Source organism: Psychrosphaera ytuae (assembly GCF_017638545.1).
Classification (GTDB): domain Bacteria; phylum Pseudomonadota; class Gammaproteobacteria; order Enterobacterales; family Alteromonadaceae; genus Psychrosphaera; species Psychrosphaera ytuae.
In genome coordinates this window covers 3,183,724-3,210,115 of record NZ_CP072110.1, presented here as the reverse complement: position 1 = coordinate 3,210,115, position 26,392 = coordinate 3,183,724, and the positions used below count along the sequence as shown (strand labels likewise).

Sequence of the window (26,392 nt, the reverse complement as noted above, 5' to 3'; positions counted from 1 at the left end):
TGTAATTCTACACACCCACTTTCAAAATGTCTTTCATCTTTTTGGTTTTATTTTTAGTCTTTCAATTTTTTATTGGAGCCTATGCTTTACAGCAAGTTAACTAAGCAAATTGATCTTTTAGCCACTTGCCCAGTAATCTTGGGTGCTCAAGCGGTAACATGTGCCCTGCCTCACCTAAAAGTGATAAATGAACTCCCTCTCCTAACTGATGTAACCATTCGTAATTAACGAGAGGATCTTTGTGTGTACATACAAACTCAATTTCAAAAAGGCGTGACATTTGATTAATAGAGCTTAGCGTATCGATTCTAGCGCCCGTAAATGACATTTGGTGCATCAAGTTGGTTTTGCCAAGAGCTCTATCCATAATTTGAACTGTTGAAATTATATGGGCATTGTTATGCTGCTCTTGCCCTAGTAACTGACACACCCGTTCAGCTGTAACACCTGCATAATCGTTCTTTTCGAGTACGGTTAAAATCCGCTTTCTTTGTTCAAGCTCTTTTTCTGGCAATGCAGTCGGTGTATGAGAGCAAATAACAAAAGCAGGACGCGTCAATAAGGGATTTTGAAGCAACCATTCATCCAGGCTTTTACCGTATTCAGCAAGGTATCGAGCAACAATATAGCCACCTAAAGAAAATCCCATAACGATAACTCTACCCGACTGAGCTTGAATCATAGTTATTAAATCTTGATGAAGCTGAGCGAGCACAGTTCCAAAGTCTTGATTGGGGATGGGCCAATGCTTTGAGGTAAAGCGAGTGCTAATTTCGGGAATGAGATCTTGCCAAAGTAACTCATTACACTGAGTTCCGGGTAAAAGTAGAAGCTTAGGCTGTGTCATAATCTAAATGTGTTATCTTGGTTAGTATCTGGTTAGCCTAGCATTAACTGCGCGTAACTAAATAAAATTATGGACAAGAGTGAAACCTGTTTTGGACAATAAAAGTAATACACAAACACAAATCACCCTCAACTGTGACTTAGGTGAAACCGATCTCATTACTGAAAACAGTATCGAGCACCAAGTTATGCCCCTGATAGACATGGCCAATATTGCCTGTACTGGTCATGCGGGTAACGAACAAACCATGAAAGCGACGATTGAGTTAGCCAAACTAAACAATGTGATAGTTGGCGCACACCCTAGCTATCCTGACCGAGCGAACTTTGGTCGAGTATCGCTTTTTTCAGAAAGCAACAATCTGACTTACGAAGCGTTACAAACCACCTTATTTGAGCAAATAACCGCGCTCCTGAATATTAGTACCGAACTTAACTATCCAATTAGCTACGTAAAACCCCACGGTGCCCTATACAATGATATGGCAGAATCGACCGAGCTCGCTGAAGTGGTCTTTTCAGTTGTCGCCTCGATAAACAAAAAGTTTAAACAACAGCTAAAGCTAATGGTGATCGCAACTGCTCCTGGCAATAGCTCTGTCAACTTTGAAGAACTCGCTCAGCAATACCATGTAAAATTACTTTCTGAGGCATTTATCGATCGAAGGTATCAATATAATGGATTATTAACACCACGAAAATTACCCACTGGAGAAATTAATCCAAATGCGGTTTTAGACGAAGAAGAAGCCTTATTTCAAGCCCTATCATTGATTGAAGGAAAGGTTACTTGTGAAAATGGCCAAGTGATTTCTCTGTCAGCTTCAAGTTTGTGCGTTCACGGTGACAACGAAGCGGCCTTAACTACTACTCGGTTACTAAAATCAATTCTTGAATTACCCATTACATTCAGTCGACCCAGTGACCGTAGCTTAAAGATCGTAGCCAAAGACACCACGTATACAAAGCTGTTAAGCCCATTATCAACAATGCTCAACCAGTACTTTTCGACCCAGCTTGTCGCTGTGACTCCTGCGTTTAATTCGCTGTTTTTAGAAGCAAAAGCAGGTGAATTGGACAGCATTTTGTTAATTAATTCGACGCTTCGTATATTTAAAAATCTGCTGACCGAACAGCATAACTCAAAAAGTCACCACTGCGAGTTACCGATTTGTTATGAAATAATGAGTTCAGAGAGTCATAAAAAGTATAACGACCTAGGTGAAATAGCCCACCAAACAGGTTTGTCTGAAGAAGCAGTCGTCAATGCACACTTGGAAACTAAATTCCGCGTAGAAGCAATCGGCTTTGCACCGGGTTTTGCCTATATGTCTGGCCTTCCAAATCAACTGGACGTCCCACGCAAAACCACTCCCCGACAGTCAGTTCCCGAGGGCGCAGTTGCGATTGCCGGTGACATGAGTTGTGTTTACCCGCAATCATCACCAGGAGGCTGGAATATAATTGGCCTGTGCCCAACGCCAGTTTTTAATATCAATAACACCGATTCTCCCCTTTTATATCAAGTGGGTGACACAGTTAGCTTTAGAGCCATTTCGAAAAGTGAATATTTAACGACAGTCCAACAAAACCAAAGTAATAAAAATCAGTTAAAAACACTTCCAACTGCACTGCCAGAAGAACAGCACAATAAACCTGATTTAAACAATATCGATACCGCAGCAAAGCTAATCGTAACCAAAATTGGCAGTACAGCTACTATTCAAGATAGCGGTCGCACCGGCGTAAGTCACTTGGGGTTGAGTGTCGGAGGCGCCGCTGACAACGATGCTTACCAATGGGCAAATCGATTGTTAGACAACGACATCAATGCCTCAGTGATTGAGTTTGTATTTGGCAACTTCGAGCTAACCTGCGTTGAAGCTACTTACATTTGCCTAACCGGAGCTTCTGCGACAATCTCTGTCAACGGCCAGTCCCAGCCAATGTGGAAGACCATCAGGTTAGAAAAAGGTGACGTTGTCAAAGTTGGGTTTGCCCAACACGGTCTCCGCATTTATTTGGCAATACAAGGCGGAGTAAAGGCTGAGCGCTGGTGGGGAAGCTCAGCAACCGTAATAAAAGATCAGATTGGTACTCAAGTAATCAAGGGCTCGATTATTTCTAGTGCTGAAAATTCCTTCGCGATCCTTTCCAACACATCGGACAAAAATTCACAAGCTGGAGCATTGGTTCACAATAGGATGCTAAGCCCAAGCGTCATCCCAAAATATAGCTCCGAAATTGAAGTGCACCTTATATTGAGTGAACAGTTCGCCTTGTTTTCACCGCAACAACTAAATGCTTTGGTTACGATAGAATTCAGTGTATCAGCCCAATCAGATCGAATGGGTGTTCGACTTCAATCTAATCAGAGCCAGCTCAAACATCAACATCACATTCAGTCCGAAGGGCTAGGATTAGGTGCCGTGCAAATTACGCCTGAAGGAGAGCCAATCGTAATGCTAGCGGACCGACAAAGTATCGGTGGGTACCCCAAAGTGGGCTACCTAACCCAGGCTGATTGTAATAAAATCGCCCAGGCTCAGCCGAACACTCGTGTTCGGTTTAAGTTGGTCACTCATCAACAAGCCAAGCGTTACGAAGCGCAACTTACCATTTTAAATCGCAACTGAGGTAACTAATGCGACTTGGACACAGGCTCCAACAATTAGTCAATATGATTGAACATGACTACTCGATTATTTGGGACACGTGCTGTGATCACGGGTTATTAGGCGCCGAACTACTCAACCAAAACAAACAAGGTAAGCGGCCAAATTTACACACCGTTTATTTTGTCGATATCCAGGCCGATATCATGGCCAGTACTCAACAGAAGCTCGAGACCTTTTATCCAAACGTTTCGTCGGACTCTTTACATGTCGCGAACTGGCAAACTTTGTGTTCCTCAGTTGAAGACATTCCACTAGTAACGACTTCGTCACGACAACTCATTGTTATTGCCGGTGTCGGTGGTGACTTGATGAGTCATTTTGTGAACATACTAAACAACAAATTTGCTCTGACAAACGTTGAGCTTTTGTTATGTCCAGTACGCCATACTCATGAATTGAGAGAGACGCTTAAACAATGCAATTTTGGTGTGATTTCGGAAAAACTTATCGTTGAAAACCAGCGTTTTTATGAGTGTCTGCACGTCGCAAAAACATCGTCCGAACTGAGCACGTCGCCAATAACTATTGTTGGCGAGCAGTTATGGCAATCGTCGTACACAGAGCTTCAAAGAGGCGAAACAACACGACAAGACAAGGTTCGTTATTGCCAACAAATGATAAAACACTTTAAGGCGGCCTCAGCAAACCCTAATCAATCCTCATTAGCGCAATCACTTTTGACAACTTACCAAGGTGTTTTAACTGAGTTACATACCCAATCTCAGACATAAAAAAACGCCAAGGCTATCTACTAACCTTGGCGTTCTAAGGGATAATTAGACTTTGAGAATTATGCTTTTGCGCGCTCTTCTAAAATCGCAACCGCTGGTAATACTTTACCTTCAACAAACTCAAGGAAGGCACCGCCACCTGTAGAGATATAAGAGATTTGATCTGCCAAACCATATTTATCGATCGCAGCAAGGGTGTCACCGCCACCAGCAACACTGAAAGCATCACTTTCGGCAATAGCCTTAGCAACAACCTCAGTACCTTTGCTAAAGTTATCAAATTCAAATACACCACAAGGGCCGTTCCAAAGAATCGTTTTTGCGTTTTTAAGTACATCAGCCAAAGCTTGTGCAGAGTCTGGACCCAGATCAAGAATTTGTTCGTGGTCTTGTACTTCAGAAACAGGCTTAACTGTTGCTTCAGCCGTCTCTGAAAACTCTGTCGCTACGCGAACGTCGGTTACTTGAGGAATATCTAACTCTTCCATTAAGCGTTTGGCTTCTGGAATTAGGTCGGCTTCGTAAAGTGATTTACCCACGTTGTAACCACGTGCAGCAACAAACGTATTTGAGATACCGCCACCAACGATTAACTGGTCACATACGCTTGATAGAGATTGAAGTACCGTTAACTTTGTCGATACTTTTGAGCCACCAACGATAGCAACAAGAGGACGAGCTGGGTTATCAAGGGCTTTTCCAAGTGCTTCTAACTCAGCAGCTAATAGAGGACCAGCCGCTGCAACAGGAGCATACTTAGCAACACCGTGAGTTGAGCCTTGAGCTCGGTGAGCCGTACCAAAGGCGTCCATCACAAACACATCACATAATGCAGCGTACTGCTTTGCTAATTCGTCGGTGTTTTTCTTCTCACCAACATTAAAACGCACGTTTTCTAAAACAACCACTTCACCTTCGGCAACATCGACACCTGATAAATAGTCTTTTGCTAAACGCACAGGCACATCTAGTTTTTCGTTAAGGTTATCGACAACTGGCTGCAAAGAGTATTTCTCTTCATACTCACCTTCGGTTGGGCGACCTAGGTGCGACATAACCAACACTTTTGCGCCTTTGTCTAACGCAGCTTTAATTGTCGGAATTGAAGCGTCAATACGCACAGCAGAAGTTACTTTGCCGTCCTGGACTGGTACGTTTAAATCTTGACGAATTAAAACGGTTTTACCTGTTAAGTCCAGATCCATCATCTTGATCACTGACATGATATTTCCTTAAGTTTTTAAAATTATTATTCGTAAAAAATTATTCTGTTAACTCTAAAAATGGTGCTAGAGCTTGTGTCGTATCTAACATGCGGTTGGCAAAACCCCACTCGTTATCACACCAAACCAACACCTTAATTAAACATTTGTGGCTGACCCGGGTTTGATTACCATCGACGATAGCGGAATGTGGGTCATGGTTAAAATCGACCGAAACCAGAGGTTCTTCGGTATAACCTAAAATACCTGAAAGCCCATTATTGCAGGCTTTTTTAATGGCATCATTTACCATCGCAATGTCGACTTCGGCATTGACCGTGACGCTCAAATCCATCGCCGTAACATTGATCGTCGGCACTCTCACTGCAATAGCTTCAAAGCGGCCCGCAAATTTTGGCAAAATACGTTCAATACCAGCGGCAAGCTTGGTATCAACCGGAATAATACTTTGACTCGCAGCACGAGTTCGACGCAAGTCTTTGTGATACGCATCAATCACCTGTTGATCATGCATCGACGAATGAATCGTTGTGATCGTTCCACTGTCTACTCCAAATGCATCGTCTAAAGCTTGAATCACAGGCACGATACAATTGGTTGTACACGAGCCGTTTGAGATGACGTCTTGTTCCGCTGTAAGGCTATCGTGGTTAATGCCAAATATGATCGTGTTATCGACGTCGGAATCGGCCGGATGCGAAAACACCACTTTTTTGGCGCCTGAAGTGATATGAGCCTGCCCTTCTTGACGGCTTTTGAAGACACCTGTGCACTCTAAGACAACATCAATGTTGAGCAATTTCCAAGGTAAAGAGTGCAAGTCTTCGATGTGTAACAGCTCAATAGTGTGGCCATCGACGACTAAGTTTTGTTGCTCATTCAGTGCGACATCACTGGCAAATCGTCCGTGCGCCGTGTCGTATTTTAAAAGGTGTGCTATCCCATCGGGATCGGCAATTTCGTTAATCGCAACGACGTTAAATTCGTCTTGGCGACCCGATTCATAAATTGCACGCAACACATTGCGACCAATACGGCCAAAACCGTTAATCGCGATGTTAATTGGTCGAGCAATTGGACGAGTTTTCGACATTAAATCTTCCGAGTTAAAACAAAAAAGCGAGCACATAATACTCGCTTTTTATTATTTGTTAATAATAGTCAAGGATTAAAGCGAGTTAACCGTGTTAACTACATTTTCCACTGTAAAGCCAAAGTGCTCCATTAATACGCCACCTGGTGCAGATTCACCGAAGGTAGACATACCAATCACCTTACCGCCAAAACCAACATACTTGTGCCAGTAGTCTACGTGCGCTGCCTCAATTGCAACACGCTTAGTTACTGAGTTAGGTAATACCGTTTGCTTGTAGGCTTCGTCTTGTTGATCAAATACTGACGTACAAGGCATAGAAACAACACGAGTCGCAGTACCTGCTGCATTTAACTCCGCTGCAGCTTTTACTGCTAAGTTAACCTCAGAACCCGTCGCAATTAAGATAACTTCTGGCTCGCCTTCGCTATCAACCAAAATGTATCCGCCCTGTTCAATCATAGCGACTTGTTGTTCAGTGCGCTCTAGTGCTGGTAAACCTTGACGAGAGAATACAAGTGACGTCGGGCCTTCTTGGTACTCAATCGCGTTTTTCCATGCGATAACAGATTCAACTGCATCTGCTGGACGCCAAGTGTGCATCTTAGGTGTCATTCGTAAGTTAGCAATCTGCTCGATTGGTTGGTGAGTCGGACCGTCTTCACCTTGACCAATTGAATCGTGGGTATAAACAAAAATGTTTTGAATACCCATCAATGCCGACATGCGAACTGCGTTACGTGCGTATTCCATAAACATTAAGAACGTCGCACCATAGTTGATGAAACCACCGTGCAATGAGATACCGTTCATGATGCCGCTCATACCAAATTCACGTACACCGTAGAAGATGTAGTTACCCGCCGGGTCTTCTTGTAAACCCTTAGAGCCAGACCACAATGTTAAGTTAGAACCTGCAAGGTCTGCAGAGCCGCCTAAAAGCTCAGGTAAAACTGGACCAAAGGCTTCAATGGTATTTTGCGATGCTTTACGCGTTGCAACACTTTCCGCTTTTTGCTGTTGAGTCAGTGCCAACTGGAATGCTTTTTCAGAAAAGTCTTCTGGTAACTCGCCCAAAATAACACGGCGTTCAAACTCTGCCGCTAATTCCGGGTAAGCGTTTTTGTAAGCAACAAACTGCTCGTTCCAGGCGTCTTCGTCTGCTTGACCTGCTGCTTTGTGATCCCACAATTCGTATACGTCAGCTGGGATTTCAAATGGTGCATGTGGCCAATTTAAAAACTCACGAGCCGCTTTAATTTCTTCTTCACCTAATGGTGCACCGTGACAATCGTGAGTGCCTTGTTTGTTTGGCGAGCCAAAACCAATCGTGGTTCTACAGATGATGATTGACGGCTTGTCAGTTACCGCTTGTGATTCTGTTACTGCTGCAGCAACCGCTTCTGGGTTGTGACCATCAACATTTTCAACTACATGCCAGCCGTATGATTTAAAACGTGCAGCGCTATCATCAGTAAACCAGCCTTCTACTTCACCGTCGATACTGATGCCATTGTCGTCATAAAACGCGATTAACTTGCCTAACTTTAAAGTACCAGCAAGCGAACATGCCTCGTGAGAAATACCTTCCATCAAACAACCGTCACCTAAGAAACAGTATGTATAGTGGTCAACGATGTCGTGACCTTCACGGTTAAATTGAGCTGCCAAGGTTTTTTCTGCGATGGCCATACCTACTGCGTTTGATACACCTGCGCCTAACGGGCCTGTTGTTGTCTCAACACCAGGTGTGTAACCGTATTCAGGGTGACCTGGAGTTTTTGAGTGGAGTTGACGGAAGTTTTTCACTTCTTCGATTGGCAAGTCGTATCCAGATAAATGAAGTAGTGAGTAAATCAACATTGAACCGTGACCGTTTGACAGGATAAAGCGGTCGCGATCTGCCCAGTTCGGGTTAGTTGGATTGTGCTTTAAAAATCCGCGCCACAAAACCTCTGCGATGTCAGCCATCCCCATTGGGGCTCCAGGGTGACCTGATTTTGCTTGTTGAACCGCATCCATGCTCAAGGCACGAATGGCATTTGCTAAGTCTGTTCTTGACGCCATGCTCAATTCCTATTCTTGTTTTAGATTGTCATCATCTTTCATTCATTACTTCGGGCTATTTGACCTAAAATAGCGTGGGAAAGCAATTGCATTAGGGCAATTATTCTAGCGTATTTATCGAATGGATTGCCAAACATAATCCGAAATAAGGTATACTCCTTGTTCAATTTTCATCATTCAGCAGGACACTATGATCAACAAACAACTTCCTCTTGTCGATTTGCACCGTCATTTAGACGGTAATATTGCACCAAAAAGCGTTTGGGAATTGGCGCAAAAGCACAATATTGAATTACCGGGCAACTCGTTAGAAGAGTTTACACCGCACGCCCAAATTCAAGGCCAAACATCAGATTTGTTAGCCTTTTTAGAGAAGTTAGATTATGGCGTGTCTGTACTTGCAGACTTTGATGCGGTTTACCGTGTTGCCTATGAGAACGTTGCCGATGCAAAAGCTCAACAGTTAGATTACACCGAACTTCGCTTTTCTCCGCACTACATGGCTATGGCGTTCAACTTAGATATGACTGAGTTAGTTAATGTAGTTGCTGATGCCGTTGCCGCTGGTAGCCGTGACTTTGGTGTTAAAACTAACCTTATCGGTATTCTCAGCCGCACCTTTGGTACAGAAACTTGTATGAAAGAGTTGGACGCAATTTTAGCTCATAAAGACAAAGTCATCGCGTTGGACTTAGCAGGTGACGAACTTAACTTCCCTGCGACACAATTTGTCGACCACTTCAAAAAAGCCCGTGATGCTGGTTTACAGATTACTGTACACGCTGGTGAAGCCGCTGGTCCTGAGAGTATTTGGGATGCGATTAACTTATTAGGTGCAACTCGAATCGGCCACGGTGTCGCTGCGATTAAAGATATGAAATTAATGGATTACTTGGTTGAAAACACGATTTCAATTGAATCGTGCCCGACGTCAAATTATCAAACTGCAACCATCAGTGATATCCGTCAGCATCCGCTTCGTACCTTCTTTGATCACGGAGTGAATGTATTTCTAAATACGGACGACCCTGCGGTTTCAAACATTGATATTCTCAATGAATACAAAGTTGCCCAAGAAATCCTTGGTTTTAACTCTGAAGAACTGAGCCAGATTCAACGCAATGGCGTAAAAGCCGCGTTTTTATCAGACACTGAAAAACAAGCGCTGTTTGACAGTAAGAAGTGATAACAAAAAGGCACCACAAGGTGCCTTTTTCAATTCTCCAGAAATCGTTACTTAATGGTGGCAGCTTGCTGCTCCGGTTTTATAAACCAAACTTTAAGTAACAACATAGCCGTAAAATACAAAGCCGATGCCAAAAACAATGGCCAAATAGAGTCTAACTGTAACAACACTCCACCTAATATTGCCGCAAAGACATTGGCTATACAAAACGTCGTTGTTAACAGTCCCATTGCCGCGCCATTGCCTTTTTCTGGCTGAGCGTCACTGATAAAGACAGGCAACATGCCGTTAAATATTGCGATAGACATGCCAGCCAACGAAAATACTATGTTTGTTACATAACTCTCGGTAAATGGCGTCACAAACAAAAACAGCGACATACATAACATACTGGCGACCATTGGTGATGTCAGGCCAAAACGGCGCTGAATGATGGTTACCAAAAACACCGAGGTTAGGGTCATAAAAATAGTCATGTTTGTGGTCGTTAAGCCAATCCCCAAAGAACCAAAGCCCTGCTTGTCCACCAACCAGATAGGATAGAATTCGTAAAACAAATTCATCGCCAAAGTATAAATAAAATACATGTAAAACAAACGGCGAAGCCATGGTTCCGACAGTAACCTAAGTGAGTTTTCTTTAAATGCCGCCTTCCAAACTGACATATGTTCATTTGGTGTTCTCAGTGCAGTTTCGCCTAGCACCAATTTAACCAATACAACGCAGAATAGTGATGCAAAGGCGGCAGCAAACATTGCGTAATAAGGCTCAAACTGCCCCAATACACCGCCGATAAGAGGCCCAAGTAACCACCCTACAAACACCGAACTATTAATCAGAGAAACGGCACGGACTTTGTCACTGGACATTTGCGCTTTGGTGCGCAGATCAGTCTCGTCCGGACTACTTTCTGTTGCAGATGTTGATTTGGCTGAAGCCTGACCAATATCCAACGCAATGGCGCGAGCAATAGAAATGTTACCCTCGGTAATACCGGTTAAAAAACGGCTGATCAATAACAATAAATAATCACCGATATACAAAGCGTAGGCAGAAACGAGATAGCCTAAAAAACAAATTATCAAAGTATTGGCTAGTACTTTTCTTCGACCAAAGCGATCCGATAAAGCACCAATAAAACTACTGCCAATGAAAATACCAAGTGGATAAATAGCCAATAGCGTGGTTAACAGTGTTTCGCCGCTAAACCCAGCATAACTATTAAGACTCGAAACGGGCGCATCGATAAACAATGGTGTTAACACAGGATATGGTAAAGACAGCCCCATACAAGCCAACAACGTCACACATAGTGCCACCCATAACTCTTTTGAAATACCTAAGAACAACGCCCTCTCCCTTACCAACTTTTGAAAGCAAAATTATGAACTTAGTCACTAAAATAAGCGAATCATTTAAACTAATCTTTAATATTGGAATAGTTAATGATCAGAACCATAGAATTGGCACATAAATACCTTTGTTCCTTGTTGTGATTAGTATCAAGTATCCCTTTAATTTACCGATAAATGTTTCTACTATATAAATAAGACCAATTTTTAATCAGAGAGTTACAATGACCGAACTCAAGCAGCAGCTTCAATCTGCACTCGTTGTTGAACAGCAGTCGCTAGCCCAAAGTCATATCAAATACTCTCTACAACATCTCGGCTTTGAAAGAATCGACTTTGTCGACCGCGCTCACCTCGCCATTGAGTCCATTAAAAAACGTCAATATCAGCTTATACTGTGCGCTTACGAGTTAAACAAAGGCGCCGACGGCTTTCAACTGTTTGAACGCCTGCACGCAGAGCACTTATTAAAATGTGGTACCTGTTTCGTTTTTATGAGTTCAGATAATGACTTACAACTCAGCCACAGTATTATTGAGCTAAACCCCGATGACTTTTTACTCAAACCATTTACATCACGAGAGCTCGAACAGAGACTAAAACGGGTATTAACCAAAAAAGTCGCGTTAGCAGATGTATTCAATAGTCTTGATTTAAACGACTTAGCCGGTGCGTTATCACGCTTAAACGACTATATATCAAAAAATGAATCACCAAATTGGCTATCCTATTTAATGAAGATGAAGGGCGAAATCCTAAAAGACATGCAGGACTGGCAGCAAACTAGTGATTTTTATGAATCGGTATTAAAGGTAAAGCCTTTTCAATGGGCACAGTTAGGATTAGTTGAATGCCACCTGCATTTAGGCCGTTTTGCCGAAGCCAAAAACTTGTTAAGCGACTTAATTGACGCTCGCGCCACCCGCTTGCCGGCTCTTGAATTAATGACGGAACTATGCGAATTAAATGACAAATTTGACGATGCTTTATTTCACCTAAAAAAAGCGACTGAACTGGCTCCAAGAAATGTCGAGCGTCAGCAACACCTTTACAGTCTGGCTCGTATTACCTACGACTTTGATTCACAATATCAAGCTTCTAACAGTATCATTCGAAACTTAAGGCATAGTGTTCACGAGTCACCAGAAGCTTACCTAACTGCGGTCAGAGCCAATGTCGATTATGGCTTAACTTCTTTTAACGAAACAGAGGTTAATCGCCTTGCTCAACAAAGTCAGCACATTTTAGATAACCTCAAAAAGAAGTTTCCAAAAGAAGCGTTAAATGAACAAATTGGTGTAGCAACGGCTCGAATTCACTTTCTAAAAAACGAAACTTCAAAAGCCAAACAAATCATTGAAAGCCAATTAGAACAGGTGAACTTAGAACAAGTAGATAATTTAGAAGACGCCTTAGACATGGCCAAAGCGCTTCATGAGCTTGGCTTTCACAAAGACTCAGAGCGGATGTTTTCGCATATCGCTAAAGTTGCAGAAGACTCGCCAAATACGCTTTTTAACAAGTTTATAACTGCAGAAAAACAATTGCGCGAAGAAGTAAAATCTTCACCTAAGCAGCTCAACAACGATGCAGTAAATCACTATACTCGTGGTAACCTAAAAGAAGCATTAAATGCATTTACCAGTGCATTTAAAGTCATGCCGAAAAACCCATCTATCGCACTTAACTTATTACAGACCATGGCAGAAAGCCCATTTTTGGACTTTGAGGCGCCAGAAGTAAAAGTATTGTTAGATAAATGCCAAGCTACCATCGACAGCGCCACAATTAACGATGAACAGGCTGAACGTTATCGTCGCCTCAAACAAAAACTACAAGAGGAACGTATTTAACCCTTCTCTTTTGTTGTTTTTTGTTCATGGCTTTTGTCCAACCACAAACTAAAAAATCGCTTCATCCTGCTCGAACCTATCCAATACCAAAATAGATACAATCCAATAATAAATATTACCGGTCCTGACCAATGCACTAAAAATTTCGCTTGGGCAAGACCAATACCTTGTAAACTCAAGTCTATCAATAAACTAATGGGGATCAAAAAGCGGCAAATGGGCCATAGAAAGTTCTCTACAACACTCACCATTCGAGCTTTACTCAAAAATAATACATAGCTTATAAGACCAGGCACCCCGACCAACATTGACAAATAAAAAGCTGATGGCGATGGATAGATCAAAGAAATAATTAACCCTGGGTCGTCCCTGTGTGTGAGTGACATTATCCAAATAAAATAGCCACGGCACAGATACAATACTACTAAATAAAAACCAACAGGCACACGAACGCGCCCTTCAAGGTCAAAGTCCCGAAACAACAAGTTAGAGTCTCTAATTCATTAAAATTTGAGCCGTACTATATCAGTTCTAAACAAAACTATAAGAGGTTTAAAACACTTCGATTAGAAAAATTGGCCTGGGCTTGCAGAGTTGTCGCAGCATTTATCAATGTTTCGTTTTTGACCTTTTCGCTAACAGCTACAGCAAAATCTGTGTCGGTAATTTGACTGCGACTTGCGGCACTATTTTCGACTTGGTTGGCTATATTTCCAAGAGTACTACCAAGCCGGTTTTGAAAAGCACCAATAGCAGAGCGCTGTTGATCAACCTGTTGTCTAAAATCACTAATGCTCCCAATGGCTTGTTGCGCCCCCTGCGCAGTAGTGACATCAATTTCAGCGAGCGACGTCGCACTCGTAGCAAGATCAATTTGTTCGCCGGTATTAGCTCCCGTTTGAAAGGAGACAGAACTGCCAAATACCGGTGAATCACCAAATCGAGTTTGCTCAAACACAGTTCCGATTTGATCTTGTAACTGGCTCACTTCCGCTTGAATCGCTTGGCGCTGATCAGCCGACAAAGTGCCATTGGCCGCTTGAATAGATAACTCCTCTATTCTAAAGCTCACATCAGTAACGCTTTGAAGCGCTCCTTCGGCAACCTGCGCAAAAGAAACGGCATCATTTGTATTACGGTACGCTTGCTGTAACCCAGAAATTTGCGAACCCAGCCGATTGGCAAGTTGTAACCCTGCCGCGTCGTCTTTGGCAGAGTTAATTTTTAAGCCCGTCGCTATTTGCTCAAATAGCTTTTTTTGGGTTTCCTGGCTTTGTTTTATCGCAGATGACTGTGGTGGCAATGAATTGCCGCTATTAATCTTCATTTAAGCGTCTCCACTGATAACTTTATTAAAAGTATAAAACACAGTGGTAAATACGCCATAATTGAGCATGACGATTCACAGTTTAAGTCAAATTATGTCACTTTCCTTTTGTTAACCTCTAAAGTTTTTCCGAAATTTGACGATAAAGTGAGTGCTTGATGAGTAACTGAATTTATTTGGTACTTAATTTGCTTTAGTCTATAAATTAAAACACAGATAACTTGGAGTATTCGATGGCTAGATTATCTATCCAGAAGTACCGCGACATGAAAATAAACAGTGCGGAAAATGCCGATCCGTATGAGTTGGTACAAATGGTATTAAAGGCAATTCTTGGTAAATTAGCCGCAGCCAAAGCGTGTATCGAGCAAAAAAACATACCTGAAAAAGGTCGTCTCATTTCTGAGTGTATCACCTTAATCGGTTCGTTGGATGAAAGCTTAGATATGGAACAAGGCGGTGATATCTCGCGTAATCTATCTGACTTATATAACTTCTGTAGCGGTCACTTGATAGCATCTAACGTCGAAAACGATACCAAAAAAATCGATGATGTTTATCAAATCATCGGTACCATCAAAGAAGCATGGGATGAAATCCCAAAACAAACTCGAGACGAATACCTAGAGAAAAAAGTCGCTAATCGTTAATCGGTGCGATCATGCTTCTACAAAAAAAGCCCATATGGGCTTTTTTTTATGTCTACTTTAAGCAAGTAATTGCAACGCCAACTCAGGAATTTGATTAGCTTGAGAAAGCAAAGTGGTTGAGGCTTGTCGTAAAATCTGCCCCTTGGTTAAATCCGCAGTCTCTATAGCAAAGTCAGCATCTCTTATTCGAGCGCGGCTCGCACTGATATTTTCAACTTGGTTTTCTAGACTATTGATAGATTTTTCGAGTCTATTCATAGTCGCACCTAGTTGAGCACGTTGTTTATCGACGATTCGCAGCGCGTCATCTACAGCGATTGCCGCAAATTGAGGCTCATCGGTTACATTTGAATAGGCAAGGCCTAAACTCGATGCCGTAAATGACCCCATAGTGAATGAAATTAACTCTTGAGAATTAGCCCCAACTTGAAGTGTAAAGGCTTGGCCGCCTGCACCATTGATCTCAGTTTGGTAATCCTCGAGACGAACCTCACCGCCTGGTGGATTATAATAATTGGTTACCGGATCAAAGTCCGTTGTAGAGTTACGACCATCTTTCAAGACCACATAGTTGTTAAAGTTTGACCGACCAGCTCCAGCACCTATCAAAGTTTGCTCTCTGATATCACCGCCAGCCGCATCACGGCCACCAAGTGCGCCATTATCTAAATTCGTAAGGTTCATTTTATCTTGAATGAAGTTGACAAATTTAGCATCACCATCCGCTTCAATAGCTTGAATGTCAGTCATAAATGCGGCTTCATTGGTCCAAATTCCATTAGAAGCGATGTTGAATGCGTCATCTAAGGTTTCACCGTCAGACAGAGCTGCCATAAAGTCTTGAATACCCGTTTCGCCAATTTCATCTTCGATTATCCTAAGGGCGACATAACCACCTTGATAAACACCGCGAATTTGTGAGTTTGTTGGTGAAGCCGGTAAACTCGTTAGGCCATTGACGCCGACAAAATCAGCTAACAGTGCGGCCTCACTTCCTGCACTGGCAATCGCTTGGGCAAGTTCAGAGTCGGCTCCTCTGATTACTTCTGCCGCTCCCTCTTTAAACCAAGATTTAAGATTGAGCATGTCCATATTGGCATTCATAACGGCATGGACCATTTCGTGTAAAACAGTACCTGCAAGTGCTCCATCGGTAAAGATATCTTCCGATGATTGGAAGTCTCCCATATCGATAACCATGACTTGCTCATATTGAGGGCCAGCGGCAGCAGGTGCTGCGACATACGCTAACGTTCCACTTTTGCCATCGACATATTCTAAATCCAGCTTCAGTGAGCCTCGACCCAAAAGACCAAATCGCTCTGCAATCACGGCTTCGGATTCAGTAAACCAGGTTTTTTGGACTCCGTTTACGATATCGCGCTCGACGGTATCGATTAAACTACCGGTGTTTTCGTAAAACAACTTAGTGTCACCGAACCGAGTTGTATCGTTTATTCTGTCTATTTCAGCTTTTAAAGCTTGAAACTCTTCGTCGACGGCTTTTCTGTCTTCTTTAGAATAAGTGCCATTTGCGGCTTGTAATGCCAGGTCTTTCATTCTAAATAAATTATTGGTTACTTGTTGAAGTGCGCCTTCGGCGACTTGGTTCATCGAAATACCGTCATTGGCATTGCGAATGGCCACGTTCATACCGTTGACCTGTGACGTAAGTCGAGTTGAGATCTGTAATCCAGCGGCGTCGTCTCCGGCATTATTAATCCGTAAACCGGAGGACAAACGTTCCATAGACACAGCAACGCCCTCTTCGGTCTTCCGAAGTTGACGTTGTTGGAATATAGCTGAAACGTTAGTCGCTACTCTCAAAGTATTAGCCTCAAACAATCACTAAAATTAGCTTTGTATAAATATCGACCAACTCTTTAAAGTCTTTAGAAAAAAATTAAAAAAAATTTAAACCTTGATTCAAGGCCAAAAACTTGTATCCGCCTTCCAAAAAAAGCATAGTATTGTCAATAGAATACAAAGCTAACAAAAGGCGAGTTGAACGGTGAAAGAATCATTCGCAGAAATAATGGCATCAATCAATGAAATTAATGATGGATTGAGAGCCTTGACTGACCATGAAATTCTTGAGCACCAGCCAGTTATAGAGCTGATAAAAGAACGTCAACGACTACTAGAATTCCTAGTGGTCGACGCGACACAGTCACCAACTGCAGAGAAGCAACAACAGTTAACGAGCTTGAATTCAGAAATAAAAGAAATCGATACGCTTTATCAGACTAAGTTTGAAAATATAAAGCGTTCAATAAAAAAGTTACAAACGGCCCAGAAGGGTGTGAAAGCCTACGGTAACGTCAAACACAGCAAATAAGGTGCGAGTATGGAACTCACTGAGCAAGAATTAGAATTTCAAAAAGTGTATATTGAACTTCGAAAAATAAACGAAACCTTTGCACAGGCCATTTTAGATAAAGATCAATCTGCCATCGAAGCGGCATCAGAAAAACAAGAGCAAACTATGGCCGATTTACTCGACCCTAAGTTTTCTGACTTACACAGCAAATTCAATAATGATATGAAAGTCTTATTAGAAGAGTGCAAAGTCATAGAAACGCACTTAAACACTCTTGCAGACGAAGAGTAATGACTAAAGTGCCAACCAGCCACCATCAATAACGATGGATTGACCTGTCATATACTTAGAGGCGTCACTAGCAAGTAATGCAAACGCGCCTTTTAAATCCTCTTCCTCTGCCATTCGACCCATTAAGTTGTGCTTGTTGTATTGGTTTAAAAATGACTCAGGCTGACCTCTAAAGATACCACCAAGAACAATATTGTTGGCTCTAACATGAGGCGCCAAGTTACTTGCTAACCACTTTGTTGATAGCTCTAAGCCCGCTTTACTCGCCCCGTACGCTGCAGGGTTACCCATTGCAGTGCCTTCGTACATTTCCATTCGTGGACCTATGTGAGCATAGATAGAAGAAACGTTAATAATACTCGCTGAACTGTCGCCCTGACCAAATTTAGTCAAGCTTGGAGCGCAGCCTTGGCAAAGTTGAAATGGCGAGGTGAGATTAACCGTTAAGCATTGTTCAAAAGTAACGATTGACTGTTGGTCAAAAGGAACGGCCCAACCTTCTAATTTATCGGTGCCGACAAACGCCGCATTATTAATTAAGACTGCCAAGTGATTGTCTGTCCATTCGATAATTTGCAGTACTGCTTTATCGACGTCTGAACGCTGCGATAAATCACACACTAAGGTATGAACCCGCTCCGCCGTTTTTAACGCCTGCTTCGCTTTCTCTAATCCTGATTCGCTGCGATCCACTAATATGACATTTGCGCCCAATTCAAGAAGAGTCTGAGCCGCCACAAAGCCGACATGGCCAGCACCTCCAGTAATAACAGCCCAACGATTGGTAAGATCATGTAATTGCGCTAGAGTTTTTGTTTTGATTTCGGTCATTTTAGTTACTTTTTTGTTGAGCTGATGAGGCGACGATTGTTTCTGCTAACATAAAGTCATAAATATCATCTATATCAACAGCCCGCTCTTTTGGGACCACGACGCTTTTAGTTTTGCCTGCTAACACGCCCATTTGGGATCGGATGTATTCTGGGCGTGAAACATACGCTACAGTCGTAAGGTCATAACAAACTGGCGCGTCTTGGCGACGGTTTACCAAGCCTTGGTCAATAACCAGTGATGTTGTTCCATCGTCTTGACGAGTGACCATATTGAAATAAGGGCTTCGTGACGCAGGCGTACAAGTGACCACCATATCAGTATTTTGTTCGAGTGCAGCCAAACAAGCTTGCACGTCCCCTACCGACCTCAGCGGGCTCGTCGCCGGTAAGCTGACAAATGTATCGACTTCTATCTCAAGCCGGTCCATCTCGTCTAATGCATGACGCCAAGATAGCCATTCAGGACTCGTATCGCTTGCAAGCTGTTCGGGACGTTCAATCACGTCAGCACCAAACTGCTTAGCAACATTTGCTATGTCAGAATCATCTGTGGATACAAAAACGTGATCAATTTCATTGACTTGTTTAGCCGTTTCAATTGAGTACGCAAGCAAAGGTTTGCCTGCCAATGGTTTAATGTTTTTGCCTGGCAGGCCTTTAGAGCCGCCACGGGCGAAGATAAATGCAACAACCGCCATTGGTTAAACTCCCTGTGCCAAATGTCTAATATCGTCAATTAACTGCACGACACGCAAGGCCTCATCTGGCTTAGAACCTCTAAAAGTGCTTTTACTCGTCATAAAGTCTCTCAATTGTGCGATGTACATGTCATTGCCCTGCCACTCATTAGCACCGCTGTATGACTGACTGTCCCCTTGTTTATCAGTGAGGGTAATTGAGTTTTTAATTAAGTCCCATTGAATCGTCGCTTCAGTACCAATGATTGTCATAGTGCGTGAGGCTTTGTGTTGTAAAAAATCTAAGCCCACCGAAATCAGTGCGCCGTCGTTATTAGACAAGTTTATTTGTACCATGTCCTCTACATCTATATCTAAAGACTCTGATTGACAAACGGTCGCATTAATAACTTTATCAACGTCAAACAAATGACAAACCAAATCAAGCTCATGGCTAAGCTCAAGTAAAGCCCCACCGCCTAATGACTTGTTTGCTGACACACTGTGTCTGTAGTCACCAGGACGCCAGCTTGGTAGGTATTGACCTACGTTGCTCTTTACCAAAAGAACTTTACCTAACACACCTTGTTTTAATTTACTTCTTACGATGTCAGCCGAGCCCAAGTAACGAAGGCAATAGCCGACCATCGCAGGCGTTTGGTGTAATTGACACAAGTCGACTATACGCCTGGCAGTACTAGTGTTTTCTGCAATGGGCTTTTCTATCAGAATTCGCTCAGATTTATTAATGATTTGTTCTACATGTAAATGATGCAAGGGAGCTGGGCTTGCGATAATTGTCATAAATAGATGTCGCGGAATATCTAAGCTTGAAGCAATAACAGCATCAACATCCCTAAACTGATTTGTTAATTCAGCTTCTTGTTCGGTTGAGCTTACACCTCGAGATGGCAGTAACAAGATGAACGCATCATCAACTTCTGTACGAATGGTTTTGACATGGCGCTTGGCGATATTACCCGACCCAATGATCAAAAAGCTTTTAGTTGAAGCGCTCATCAAATTCTTCCTGGGCGCGTTCAAAATCATTCATTCGGCCTATATCTAGCCAATACTCTCTGATAGGAAACGAACTGACTTGTTTGTCTTCACTGATTTGTTCAGCTAATAAGTCCGGCATATCAAGGTATTGTCCTTTTTTGATGGACTTAACGAGTGTTTCTGACAATACATAAATACCAGCATTTACAAAAAACTTTTGGGTTGGCTTTTCAACGACACTAGAAATTCGACTTCCGTCCATTTCTATTACACCATATGGCACTTGATGCTCGTATTCTCTGACGCCCATAGTGGCTACACTGTCGTGTTCTAAGTGAAATTCACGCATACTGACAAAATCTACGTCCGTCAGTAAGTCTCCATTCATAACAAATACCGGAGCATCGATTTTTTCTTGTGGCAACAGACCAAGCGCGCCTGCAGTTCCGAGCGGTTTGTCTTCATTCACATATTCAATGCTTACCCCCCATTTCGAACCATCACCAAAGTAGCTTTTGATCATCTCGGGCAAATAGTGAAGCGAAATATAAAAACGGTGAAATCCAGACTTAATAAAACTCTCTAAAATTAATTCCAAAATTGGCTTATCACCAATTTTGAGCATGGGTTTAGGGCAAGAGTTAGTTAATGGCCTAAGTCGAGTTCCAAACCCACCAGCCATTAAAAAGACAATATTGTCGTACTTACTTGAGGTATAAAAATCATCTATGGTATGAAGGCCCACCAACTCGTCATCGTCGTTGACCACAGGCATGTGCAACAGCTTATTGCGCTCTAACAAGCGTATTACATCTTCTCTTGCGATTGTTTTGTCTACCACCAGTGGCTTGGCGCACATAACCGAATCAACAGAAGATTGGAGGTTTACTTGTTTAATTAAGGCCCGTCGCAAATCTCCATCGGTAACGGTTCCTCGAAGTTTATTTTGATCATCGACAACCAGCACGATTCGCAGTGCTCCTGCTTCCATCACTTGAATGGCTTGCTCAAGAGTACTACTGGTGTTTACTACAACATTTTGCCAATTTTTCATTTTATTACCCATTAGAGATTTGAAGCATATGGAGTGCCAATCTATTGGTTCACTCTTGGGGGATAAACAACTTGCCCCGCAAAAACATTTTTGGTCACCACACTACCGGCTGCAATTACCGCACCATCTTCAACAACAACATTTTGAATAATAACAGCATTCGCACCAACGAACACATTTTTGCCAAGCCGGACACCACCGCATAATACAGCTCTTGGAGCAACGCTACTGTGTGCGCCGATTACACAATCATGGTCGATCTGTGCGCCAGTATTGATAATACAGTTTGCGCCTATTTGAGCATCGGCCTGAATAATCACTCCTGCAAGGACTTGAACACCTTCATCCAATTTTACTGAAGGGCTAACTACAGCAGATCCGTCAATGACTGTTGCAAAGTCAAATCCTTGTGCCTTGAGTTTATTATATACCTTCGTGCGAATACCGCTGTCGTGAGGTAACTGCCCCAGACCATTTAGTAATACGCATTGAGTTTTAGACTGACGCTCAAGTTCAGAGTCATCCCCTAAAATGGTTAAATTTCGATACCAAGGCATGCCTATTTTTAATGCGGGATCAACTGCACCAATTACTTCAGCGCAATTAGTAGAGTCCTGTGACATATAACTGTCACACACGACTTTAGCATGTCCACCAGCGCCAACAATGATCGCTTTTTGATATAAATCCATCGGAGTACTATTCAATGAGATCTCCTACCTGGTAATCGATATTCGACACTGTGTCTAACATCTGCCAGTAAAGCGCAGGCGATAAACCACTGCCAGGGCGCATCACGCCTAAATTTTCCTTAGTAAATGTTTCGCCTACTTTGATTGGTTTTGTCGCAACTAGGCTCTTGCGCGCAACAAAACTGTTTTTAAACTCACTAGGTTGAACTGATTTAACTGAAACACCCAAAGCTTGTTCAGCGACTCTTATCCCATCGACCATTTGTTTTAGTTCAGATGGTTCCAAGGACGCTTTGTGATCCGGACCTGGTAACGTTTTGTCTAGGGTAAAGTGTTTTTCTATTACCTCAGCACCAAGGGCTGCCGCTGCAATTGGAATCGCAATACCGGCGCTGTGATCAGAATAACCAACTTGAGTGTTGAATGAACGTCTAAAGGTTTCCATCACTCGCAGATTAATTTCACTCGGAGGCGCAGGGTATTCCGTAGTACAGTGCAAAACCGTTACGTTTTGTTGAATAAATGACTGCCCTTCTTCCGAATGGTAAGCCTGCCAGCATGAATCAATTGAATCTGGCGTTGACTTGGGGTTGAGTCCACCGAAGGCGATGACGGCTAAAGCTTGTTCTATATCAGACATAGTCGCCATACCCGTAGAGATAATTAAAGGCAAACCCGCTTGCGCGTGTTTCAACACAAATGGAGCATTAGTTAATTCTCCAGAAGGTACTTTTAAGCGTTTTACTCCGACCTCTTTGACCAAAAAATCCAGGCTATCGTCATCAAAAGCCGTGGACAAAAACTCAATATTGTTAGCTTCAGCAGCTGCTTGCAACTCAAAATGCAATGACTGTTCTAACTCAAGCGCCTGCAACATCGCTAACTGCGATTCTTTTTTACCTGAATTGGCCACTTGGTATTCTGCCTGCTGGGCGTGTTGTGTCACTAACTTATGCGCTTTAAATGTTTGAAACTTAACAACATCAGCTCCTGCTTCAGCAGCAGCATCGATTAAATCGAAAGCCATTTGTTTGTCACCATTATGGTTGACACCGGCTTCGGCAATGATCAGAGTTTTGTTGGTATTGTTCATACTTCCCGTACACCTAAACCTATTAAGGCTTATCATAAAATTGTTTTTGGCCCAACTGAGACCAGTCTAACTGCAATAGCGCGTCTGCTATATTATCCGCTGCATTCCCCGTGCCATAAGGGTTCACTAGAGCCTGGCACTGCTGCCTAAACACATCGTTTTGGCAATGGGCTAAGGCACTGTCTAGGCTTGCTTTATCCATATTACAGTCTATGACTGAGTCTGGTTTTAAGCGCCCTTGTTGGCGTTGCCCTATGTTTATGGTTGGAATACCAAAAGACGGCACCTCAATTAAACCACTCGATGAATTTCCAATAACAACACCAACATGTGATAAGGCAGATAGGTAGCGTTTAAGGCCGAGGGACGGAATAAACACAAACCGCTCCGGCTGTTGTTGTGCCAACGCTCTAAACGACTCGTTTAAAGCCTCGCCACCGTCGTCAGCATTGGCTGCAGTGATAATAAACCCCATATCGGATTGCGCTGATAACCAATCTACAAGTATTTTCGGATCTTGCTGTTGAGTCTCACGAGTTGCAGGATGAAAAGTGACGAGTCCTAGCTTTGAGGCCGGAATATTTGAAAACAGTCTGGGGGCGTCAATGCTCTCAAAGAGCTCAGCTTTGCTCATTCGCTCTAAATGAAGAATGTTATCTAATCCGGGCGCACCAACGCAAAACACTCGGCTAGGCTGCTCGCCCATTGCCTCTATGCGTTGTTTAAATGTTTGAGTGGCACAAAAGTGTAAATCTGACAACTTTGTCATAGCGTGACGCAAATAATCATCCACTGCACCTTCAGACGTCTCACCACCGTGAATATGGGCCACAGGTATATTCATTAAAACCGCGGTTTGGGCAGCTGCAAAAGACTCAAACCGGTCACCTAATACCAATACCAAATCTGGATTTATCTTCCCAAACTCATCCGTAAATAAGGTAACGGCGCGCCCTGTTGCTTTTGCCATTCCGTATTTACTTTGGCTGTCATCCAAAATATCCACTGTTGCGGCAATGGGATGACCATTGGCAACAACTTCATTGAGGGTGTACCCCATCGACTTAACAAGATGCGAACCAGTAACCAAAAGCTCTGTAGTAAATTCAGAAAGGGTTAGTAAGCGATTTATAACGGGCGTCAAAATACCGTAGTCAGCACGTGTTCCCGTTATAATTAAAAGTCGCTTTGTGGACATTGTGATCTCCTAGCATGTCCAAGGGTTATCGTTTTAAAAACTCACTATGACAACCCTAACTCATTGATAATTTATAGTCTAATTGAGCTTGGAATGTTAACTATTGTATTGGCCAAGTCGATCGAGTTAATCAATTCGTCAGTTTGACAATGACGATACATAGGTAGGGTATTATTGAGTTGCCAAATTGGACGCGTCATGATGCCCGCTTCGTTACTCTGTGCCAAAAACGCTTGCTGCTGCTCTCGTGATTCAAACTTAATAGTCTGGAGCCAATAATTCGAGCAAGCAAAATCTGGTTGCTCAATAAATTGTACTCTGTCAGCTGATGAGCTGTCATCAGAGTTAGCTAGCTGCTCAAAAAAGCCCTTATAGCGCAAAGTTAATTCTTGTTTGGCAGCTAACTCAGACTCAATGCCTTCAAGTTGAGCCAAACCCAATGCAGCATTAAGATTTGGCATTCGATAGTTATAGCCAATTTGATCGTGTTCGTATTGCCATGGGTGAGCGACTTTGGCTGTGGTCGAAAGGTGTTTGAGCTGTTGAGCAAGTTCACTGTCATTAGTCAAAATCATACCACCACCACCTGTGGTTATAATTTTGTTGCCATTAAAAGACAACGCAGCGACTTTGCCGACTTGTCCTGTGTGCTTACCTTTGTACAAGGAACCCAGTGATTCTGCGGCATCCTCTACTAATATAATACCGTACTCATCACAAACCATCTTTAGCTCATCGAGACGAGCAGGATGACCAAAGGTATGCATGACAACGCAAGCTGAGATTTTGGCGCGGGTGTGACGGTTGATACAGCTGCCGTTTTCAATTACAGCATTTTGCAATAACCAATCTTTGACCGCTGTTGGCGACAACCCCATAGTGTCAGCGTCGACATCAAGATAAACTGGGCTTGCTTGGCAATAATGAATTGCATTACTGGTTGCAACAAAAGTCAGAGCTTGTGTGATGACTTCATCTCCAGATTGGACACCCACACCGATAAGACTCAAATGCAGAGCTGCTGTACCATTAGTCACTGCAATTGCATGTTTAACACCTGTGTACTTGGCCATTGCTAACTCAAAGTCAGTGACATAGGCACCGACACTCGACACAAAGGTAGAATCGATTGTATCCACAACGTAGGCTTTTTCGTTACCGTTAAACTGCGGCGTGTGAAGAGGGACAAAACCCTCTCCTGTCATAGACCGAACAAAAGACTCAAACTGCTTAAACATTGTAGATATCAGCTTTGTATTTTTTTAAGTTATCAGGCTGAGTAAACCAATCGATGGTCTGCTGCAGGCCTTGTTCAATTGAATACTCTGGAACAAATCCAGTCAATTGATTGATTTTGGTGTTGTCACACCAAAGTCTGAATACTTCGGAGTTTTCTGGTCTTACTCTTTGTTCATCAAATTCAAATTCGACATCGCTGTTCATTAACTTTTTGATCAGTAACAAAGTGTCTTTGACCGAAATTTCAAAGTTAGAACCAATATTAATGGTTTCACCGGCCGTGTTATCCGCCATCGCAATAGCATAAAAGCCTCGACATGTATCAATAACGTAATTGAAGTCTCGAGTCGGAGATACGTCACCTAATTTAATTTTACTTTGCCCTGCCGCTATTTGACTGATGATAGTCGGGATCACAGCTCTAGCAGATTGGCGTGGACCATAAGTATTAAATGGACGAACAACTGTGACTGGCAATTCAAAGGCATTAAAAAAGCTCAACGCAATCGCGTCAGCACCAATTTTTGACGCACTGTAAGGAGATTGCGGTTGAACTGGGTGAGCTTCATCAATAGGTACATATTGAGCTGTGCCGTAAACTTCACTCGTGGAGGTATGCAAAACTTGCTTTACGCCATTATTTTTTGCAGCCTGACAAATGTTCAATGTACCTGTGACGTTGGTCTGAACATAAGAGTCGGGAGCAACATAAGAGTATGGAATCGCAATGAGTGCTGCCAAGTGAAAAACAGTATCTATGTCTTTACAGATATAATCACAAAACGCTGGGTCTCGTACGTCACCCGAGACAATTTCGAGTTGCTCTGATTCCCTATGACCGTCTAACCAGCCCCACGAGTTAAAACTGTTGTACTGAACTAAAGCCCTTACTTTGTGGCCTTTTGACAACAAAAACTCAGTTAAATGAGAACCAATAAATCCATCAGCTCCAGTTACTAATAATCTACCTGTTAACTTACTCATAGT

General features: G+C 42.7%; 24 protein-coding genes. 7 read left to right on the top strand and 17 right to left on the bottom strand.

Translation table 11 applies throughout. From position 1 onward, the window contains the following. Positions 1–100: 100 nt before the first annotated feature. Positions 101–847 carry an alpha/beta fold hydrolase gene (locus tag J1N51_RS14105; RefSeq protein WP_208831879.1) on the bottom strand — a complete coding sequence of 249 codons (747 nt, stop codon included), beginning with the start codon at positions 845–847 and terminating at the stop codon, positions 101–103. Positions 848–926: 79 nt separating this feature from the next. On the opposite strand from J1N51_RS14105, the gene pxpA reads away from it, so the two are divergent. Further along, a complete protein-coding gene (pxpA, locus tag J1N51_RS14100) occupies positions 927–3,482 on the top strand; it encodes a 5-oxoprolinase subunit PxpA (protein ID WP_208831878.1) in 2,556 nt (851 codons plus the stop codon). A gap of 8 nt (positions 3,483–3,490) precedes the next feature. Then, positions 3,491–4,255 (top strand): tRNA (adenine(22)-N(1))-methyltransferase TrmK, encoded by a 765-nt coding sequence (locus J1N51_RS14095; RefSeq protein WP_208831877.1) that lies wholly within the window; start codon positions 3,491–3,493, stop codon positions 4,253–4,255. Positions 4,256–4,314: 59 nt separating this feature from the next. On the opposite strand, the gene J1N51_RS14090 is transcribed toward J1N51_RS14095, so the two are convergent. The 3 genes from J1N51_RS14090 to tkt all read right to left on the bottom strand — a co-directional run bounded on the left by J1N51_RS14090 (position 4,315) and on the right by tkt (position 8,638). After that, positions 4,315–5,478: a phosphoglycerate kinase gene (locus tag J1N51_RS14090; RefSeq protein WP_208831876.1), complete on the bottom strand. Its 1,164-nt coding sequence runs from the start codon at positions 5,476–5,478 to the stop codon at positions 4,315–4,317. 40 nt (positions 5,479–5,518) lie between these two features. Further along, positions 5,519–6,571 carry an erythrose-4-phosphate dehydrogenase gene (gene epd, locus J1N51_RS14085; RefSeq protein ID WP_208831875.1) on the bottom strand — a complete coding sequence of 351 codons (1,053 nt, stop codon included), beginning with the start codon at positions 6,569–6,571 and terminating at the stop codon, positions 5,519–5,521. Positions 6,572–6,646: 75 nt separating this feature from the next. Continuing rightward, positions 6,647–8,638, bottom strand: coding sequence for a transketolase (tkt, locus tag J1N51_RS14080; protein ID WP_208831874.1), 1,992 nt, complete (start codon positions 8,636–8,638; stop codon positions 6,647–6,649). 190 nt (positions 8,639–8,828) lie between these two features. Between tkt and add the strand changes: the two genes are divergently transcribed. Next, a complete protein-coding gene (add, locus tag J1N51_RS14075; RefSeq protein ID WP_208831873.1) occupies positions 8,829–9,824 on the top strand; it encodes an adenosine deaminase in 996 nt (331 codons plus the stop codon). A 47-nt stretch (positions 9,825–9,871) separates the two neighbouring features. On the opposite strand, the gene J1N51_RS14070 is transcribed toward add, so the two are convergent. After that, a complete protein-coding gene (locus J1N51_RS14070) occupies positions 9,872–11,173 on the bottom strand; it encodes an MFS transporter (RefSeq protein WP_208831872.1) in 1,302 nt (433 codons plus the stop codon). Between the two features lie 227 nt (positions 11,174–11,400). Between J1N51_RS14070 and J1N51_RS14065 the strand changes: the two genes are divergently transcribed. Next, the gene (locus tag J1N51_RS14065) at positions 11,401–13,029 is read left to right on the top strand and encodes a tetratricopeptide repeat protein (protein WP_208831871.1); all 1,629 of its coding nucleotides are present in this window, start codon (positions 11,401–11,403) and stop codon (positions 13,027–13,029) included. Here the strand turns inward: J1N51_RS14065 and J1N51_RS14060 are convergent. Both J1N51_RS14060 and J1N51_RS14055 read right to left on the bottom strand, forming a co-directional pair. Then, positions 13,026–13,514: a DUF2919 family protein gene (locus J1N51_RS14060; RefSeq protein ID WP_208831870.1), complete on the bottom strand. Its 489-nt coding sequence runs from the start codon at positions 13,512–13,514 to the stop codon at positions 13,026–13,028. The two genes, J1N51_RS14065 and J1N51_RS14060, sit on opposite strands and share 4 nt — an antisense overlap. 56 nt (positions 13,515–13,570) lie before the next feature. Further along, positions 13,571–14,356, bottom strand: a complete 786-nt coding sequence (locus J1N51_RS14055; protein ID WP_208831869.1) for a flagellin N-terminal helical domain-containing protein — start codon at positions 14,354–14,356, stop codon at positions 13,571–13,573. A 233-nt stretch (positions 14,357–14,589) separates the two neighbouring features. Between J1N51_RS14055 and fliS the strand changes: the two genes are divergently transcribed. Continuing rightward, the gene (gene fliS, locus J1N51_RS14050) at positions 14,590–15,006 is read left to right on the top strand and encodes a flagellar export chaperone FliS (RefSeq protein WP_208831868.1); all 417 of its coding nucleotides are present in this window, start codon (positions 14,590–14,592) and stop codon (positions 15,004–15,006) included. Positions 15,007–15,063: 57 nt separating this feature from the next. Here the strand turns inward: fliS and J1N51_RS14045 are convergent, their stop codons facing one another. Beyond that, positions 15,064–16,833: a flagellinolysin gene (locus J1N51_RS14045; RefSeq protein ID WP_208831867.1), complete on the bottom strand. Its 1,770-nt coding sequence runs from the start codon at positions 16,831–16,833 to the stop codon at positions 15,064–15,066. A 184-nt stretch (positions 16,834–17,017) separates the two neighbouring features. Here J1N51_RS14045 and J1N51_RS14040 point away from each other — a divergent pair, with 184 nt between their 5' ends. Together J1N51_RS14040 and J1N51_RS14035 are read left to right on the top strand one after the other, a co-directional pair. After that, on the top strand, positions 17,018–17,344 hold the full coding sequence (locus tag J1N51_RS14040) for a hypothetical protein (protein WP_208831866.1): 327 nt from the start codon (positions 17,018–17,020) through the stop codon (positions 17,342–17,344). Between the two features lie 9 nt (positions 17,345–17,353). Beyond that, positions 17,354–17,617: a hypothetical protein gene (locus tag J1N51_RS14035; protein ID WP_208831865.1), complete on the top strand. Its 264-nt coding sequence runs from the start codon at positions 17,354–17,356 to the stop codon at positions 17,615–17,617. A 3-nt stretch (positions 17,618–17,620) separates the two neighbouring features. On the opposite strand, the gene J1N51_RS14030 is transcribed toward J1N51_RS14035, so the two are convergent. From J1N51_RS14030 to J1N51_RS13990, 9 genes are all read right to left on the bottom strand, one after another. Next, positions 17,621–18,448: an SDR family oxidoreductase gene (locus J1N51_RS14030; protein ID WP_208831864.1), complete on the bottom strand. Its 828-nt coding sequence runs from the start codon at positions 18,446–18,448 to the stop codon at positions 17,621–17,623. A 1-nt stretch (position 18,449) separates the two neighbouring features. After that, positions 18,450–19,148: an acylneuraminate cytidylyltransferase family protein gene (locus J1N51_RS14025; RefSeq protein WP_208831863.1), complete on the bottom strand. Its 699-nt coding sequence runs from the start codon at positions 19,146–19,148 to the stop codon at positions 18,450–18,452. A gap of 3 nt (positions 19,149–19,151) precedes the next feature. Next, positions 19,152–20,147 carry a Gfo/Idh/MocA family protein gene (locus J1N51_RS14020; RefSeq protein ID WP_208831862.1) on the bottom strand — a complete coding sequence of 332 codons (996 nt, stop codon included), beginning with the start codon at positions 20,145–20,147 and terminating at the stop codon, positions 19,152–19,154. Beyond that, entirely contained in the window at positions 20,131–21,183 is a 1,053-nt protein-coding gene (locus J1N51_RS14015) for a nucleotidyltransferase family protein (RefSeq protein WP_208831861.1), read from the bottom strand. The genes J1N51_RS14020 and J1N51_RS14015 overlap by 17 nt, the downstream gene beginning before the upstream one ends. A 41-nt stretch (positions 21,184–21,224) precedes the next feature. After that, complete coding sequence (locus tag J1N51_RS14010) at positions 21,225–21,890, bottom strand: acetyltransferase (protein WP_208831860.1); 666 nt, start codon at positions 21,888–21,890, stop codon at positions 21,225–21,227. Next, complete coding sequence (gene neuB / locus J1N51_RS14005) at positions 21,883–22,968, bottom strand: N-acetylneuraminate synthase (RefSeq protein ID WP_208831859.1); 1,086 nt, start codon at positions 22,966–22,968, stop codon at positions 21,883–21,885. Before neuB ends, J1N51_RS14010 begins: the two co-directional genes overlap by 8 nt. A 22-nt stretch (positions 22,969–22,990) precedes the next feature. Continuing rightward, a complete protein-coding gene (gene neuC / locus J1N51_RS14000) occupies positions 22,991–24,166 on the bottom strand; it encodes a UDP-N-acetylglucosamine 2-epimerase (protein ID WP_208831858.1) in 1,176 nt (391 codons plus the stop codon). Between the two features lie 71 nt (positions 24,167–24,237). Next, positions 24,238–25,404 carry a LegC family aminotransferase gene (locus J1N51_RS13995; protein WP_208831857.1) on the bottom strand — a complete coding sequence of 389 codons (1,167 nt, stop codon included), beginning with the start codon at positions 25,402–25,404 and terminating at the stop codon, positions 24,238–24,240. Beyond that, the gene (locus J1N51_RS13990) at positions 25,397–26,389 is read right to left on the bottom strand and encodes an NAD-dependent 4,6-dehydratase LegB (protein ID WP_208831856.1); all 993 of its coding nucleotides are present in this window, start codon (positions 26,387–26,389) and stop codon (positions 25,397–25,399) included. Before J1N51_RS13990 ends, J1N51_RS13995 begins: the two co-directional genes overlap by 8 nt. Positions 26,390–26,392 lie beyond the last annotated feature (3 nt).

What these genes read in the sequence shown, in the direction of transcription:
- J1N51_RS14105 (WP_208831879.1), bottom strand. Translation starts at nt 847, where the DNA reads ATGACACAGCCTAAGCTTCTACTTTTACCCGGAACTCAGTGTAATGAG.
- J1N51_RS14095 (WP_208831877.1), top strand. Translation starts at nt 3,491, where the DNA reads ATGCGACTTGGACACAGGCTCCAACAATTAGTCAATATGATTGAACAT.
- J1N51_RS14090 (WP_208831876.1), bottom strand. Translation starts at nt 5,478, where the DNA reads ATGTCAGTGATCAAGATGATGGATCTGGACTTAACAGGTAAAACCGTT.
- epd (WP_208831875.1), bottom strand. Translation starts at nt 6,571, where the DNA reads ATGTCGAAAACTCGTCCAATTGCTCGACCAATTAACATCGCGATTAAC.
- tkt (WP_208831874.1), bottom strand. Translation starts at nt 8,638, where the DNA reads ATGGCGTCAAGAACAGACTTAGCAAATGCCATTCGTGCCTTGAGCATG.
- add (WP_208831873.1), top strand. Translation starts at nt 8,829, where the DNA reads ATGATCAACAAACAACTTCCTCTTGTCGATTTGCACCGTCATTTAGAC.
- J1N51_RS14065 (WP_208831871.1), top strand. Translation starts at nt 11,401, where the DNA reads ATGACCGAACTCAAGCAGCAGCTTCAATCTGCACTCGTTGTTGAACAG.
- J1N51_RS14055 (WP_208831869.1), bottom strand. Translation starts at nt 14,356, where the DNA reads ATGAAGATTAATAGCGGCAATTCATTGCCACCACAGTCATCTGCGATA.
- fliS (WP_208831868.1), top strand. Translation starts at nt 14,590, where the DNA reads ATGGCTAGATTATCTATCCAGAAGTACCGCGACATGAAAATAAACAGT.
- J1N51_RS14035 (WP_208831865.1), top strand. Translation starts at nt 17,354, where the DNA reads ATGGAACTCACTGAGCAAGAATTAGAATTTCAAAAAGTGTATATTGAA.
- J1N51_RS14030 (WP_208831864.1), bottom strand. Translation starts at nt 18,448, where the DNA reads ATGACCGAAATCAAAACAAAAACTCTAGCGCAATTACATGATCTTACC.
- J1N51_RS14025 (WP_208831863.1), bottom strand. Translation starts at nt 19,148, where the DNA reads ATGGCGGTTGTTGCATTTATCTTCGCCCGTGGCGGCTCTAAAGGCCTG.
- J1N51_RS14020 (WP_208831862.1), bottom strand. Translation starts at nt 20,147, where the DNA reads ATGAGCGCTTCAACTAAAAGCTTTTTGATCATTGGGTCGGGTAATATC.
- J1N51_RS14015 (WP_208831861.1), bottom strand. Translation starts at nt 21,183, where the DNA reads ATGAAAAATTGGCAAAATGTTGTAGTAAACACCAGTAGTACTCTTGAG.
- neuB (WP_208831859.1), bottom strand. Translation starts at nt 22,968, where the DNA reads ATGAACAATACCAACAAAACTCTGATCATTGCCGAAGCCGGTGTCAAC.
- neuC (WP_208831858.1), bottom strand. Translation starts at nt 24,166, where the DNA reads ATGTCCACAAAGCGACTTTTAATTATAACGGGAACACGTGCTGACTAC.
- J1N51_RS13995 (WP_208831857.1), bottom strand. Translation starts at nt 25,404, where the DNA reads ATGTTTAAGCAGTTTGAGTCTTTTGTTCGGTCTATGACAGGAGAGGGT.
- J1N51_RS13990 (WP_208831856.1), bottom strand. Translation starts at nt 26,389, where the DNA reads ATGAGTAAGTTAACAGGTAGATTATTAGTAACTGGAGCTGATGGATTT.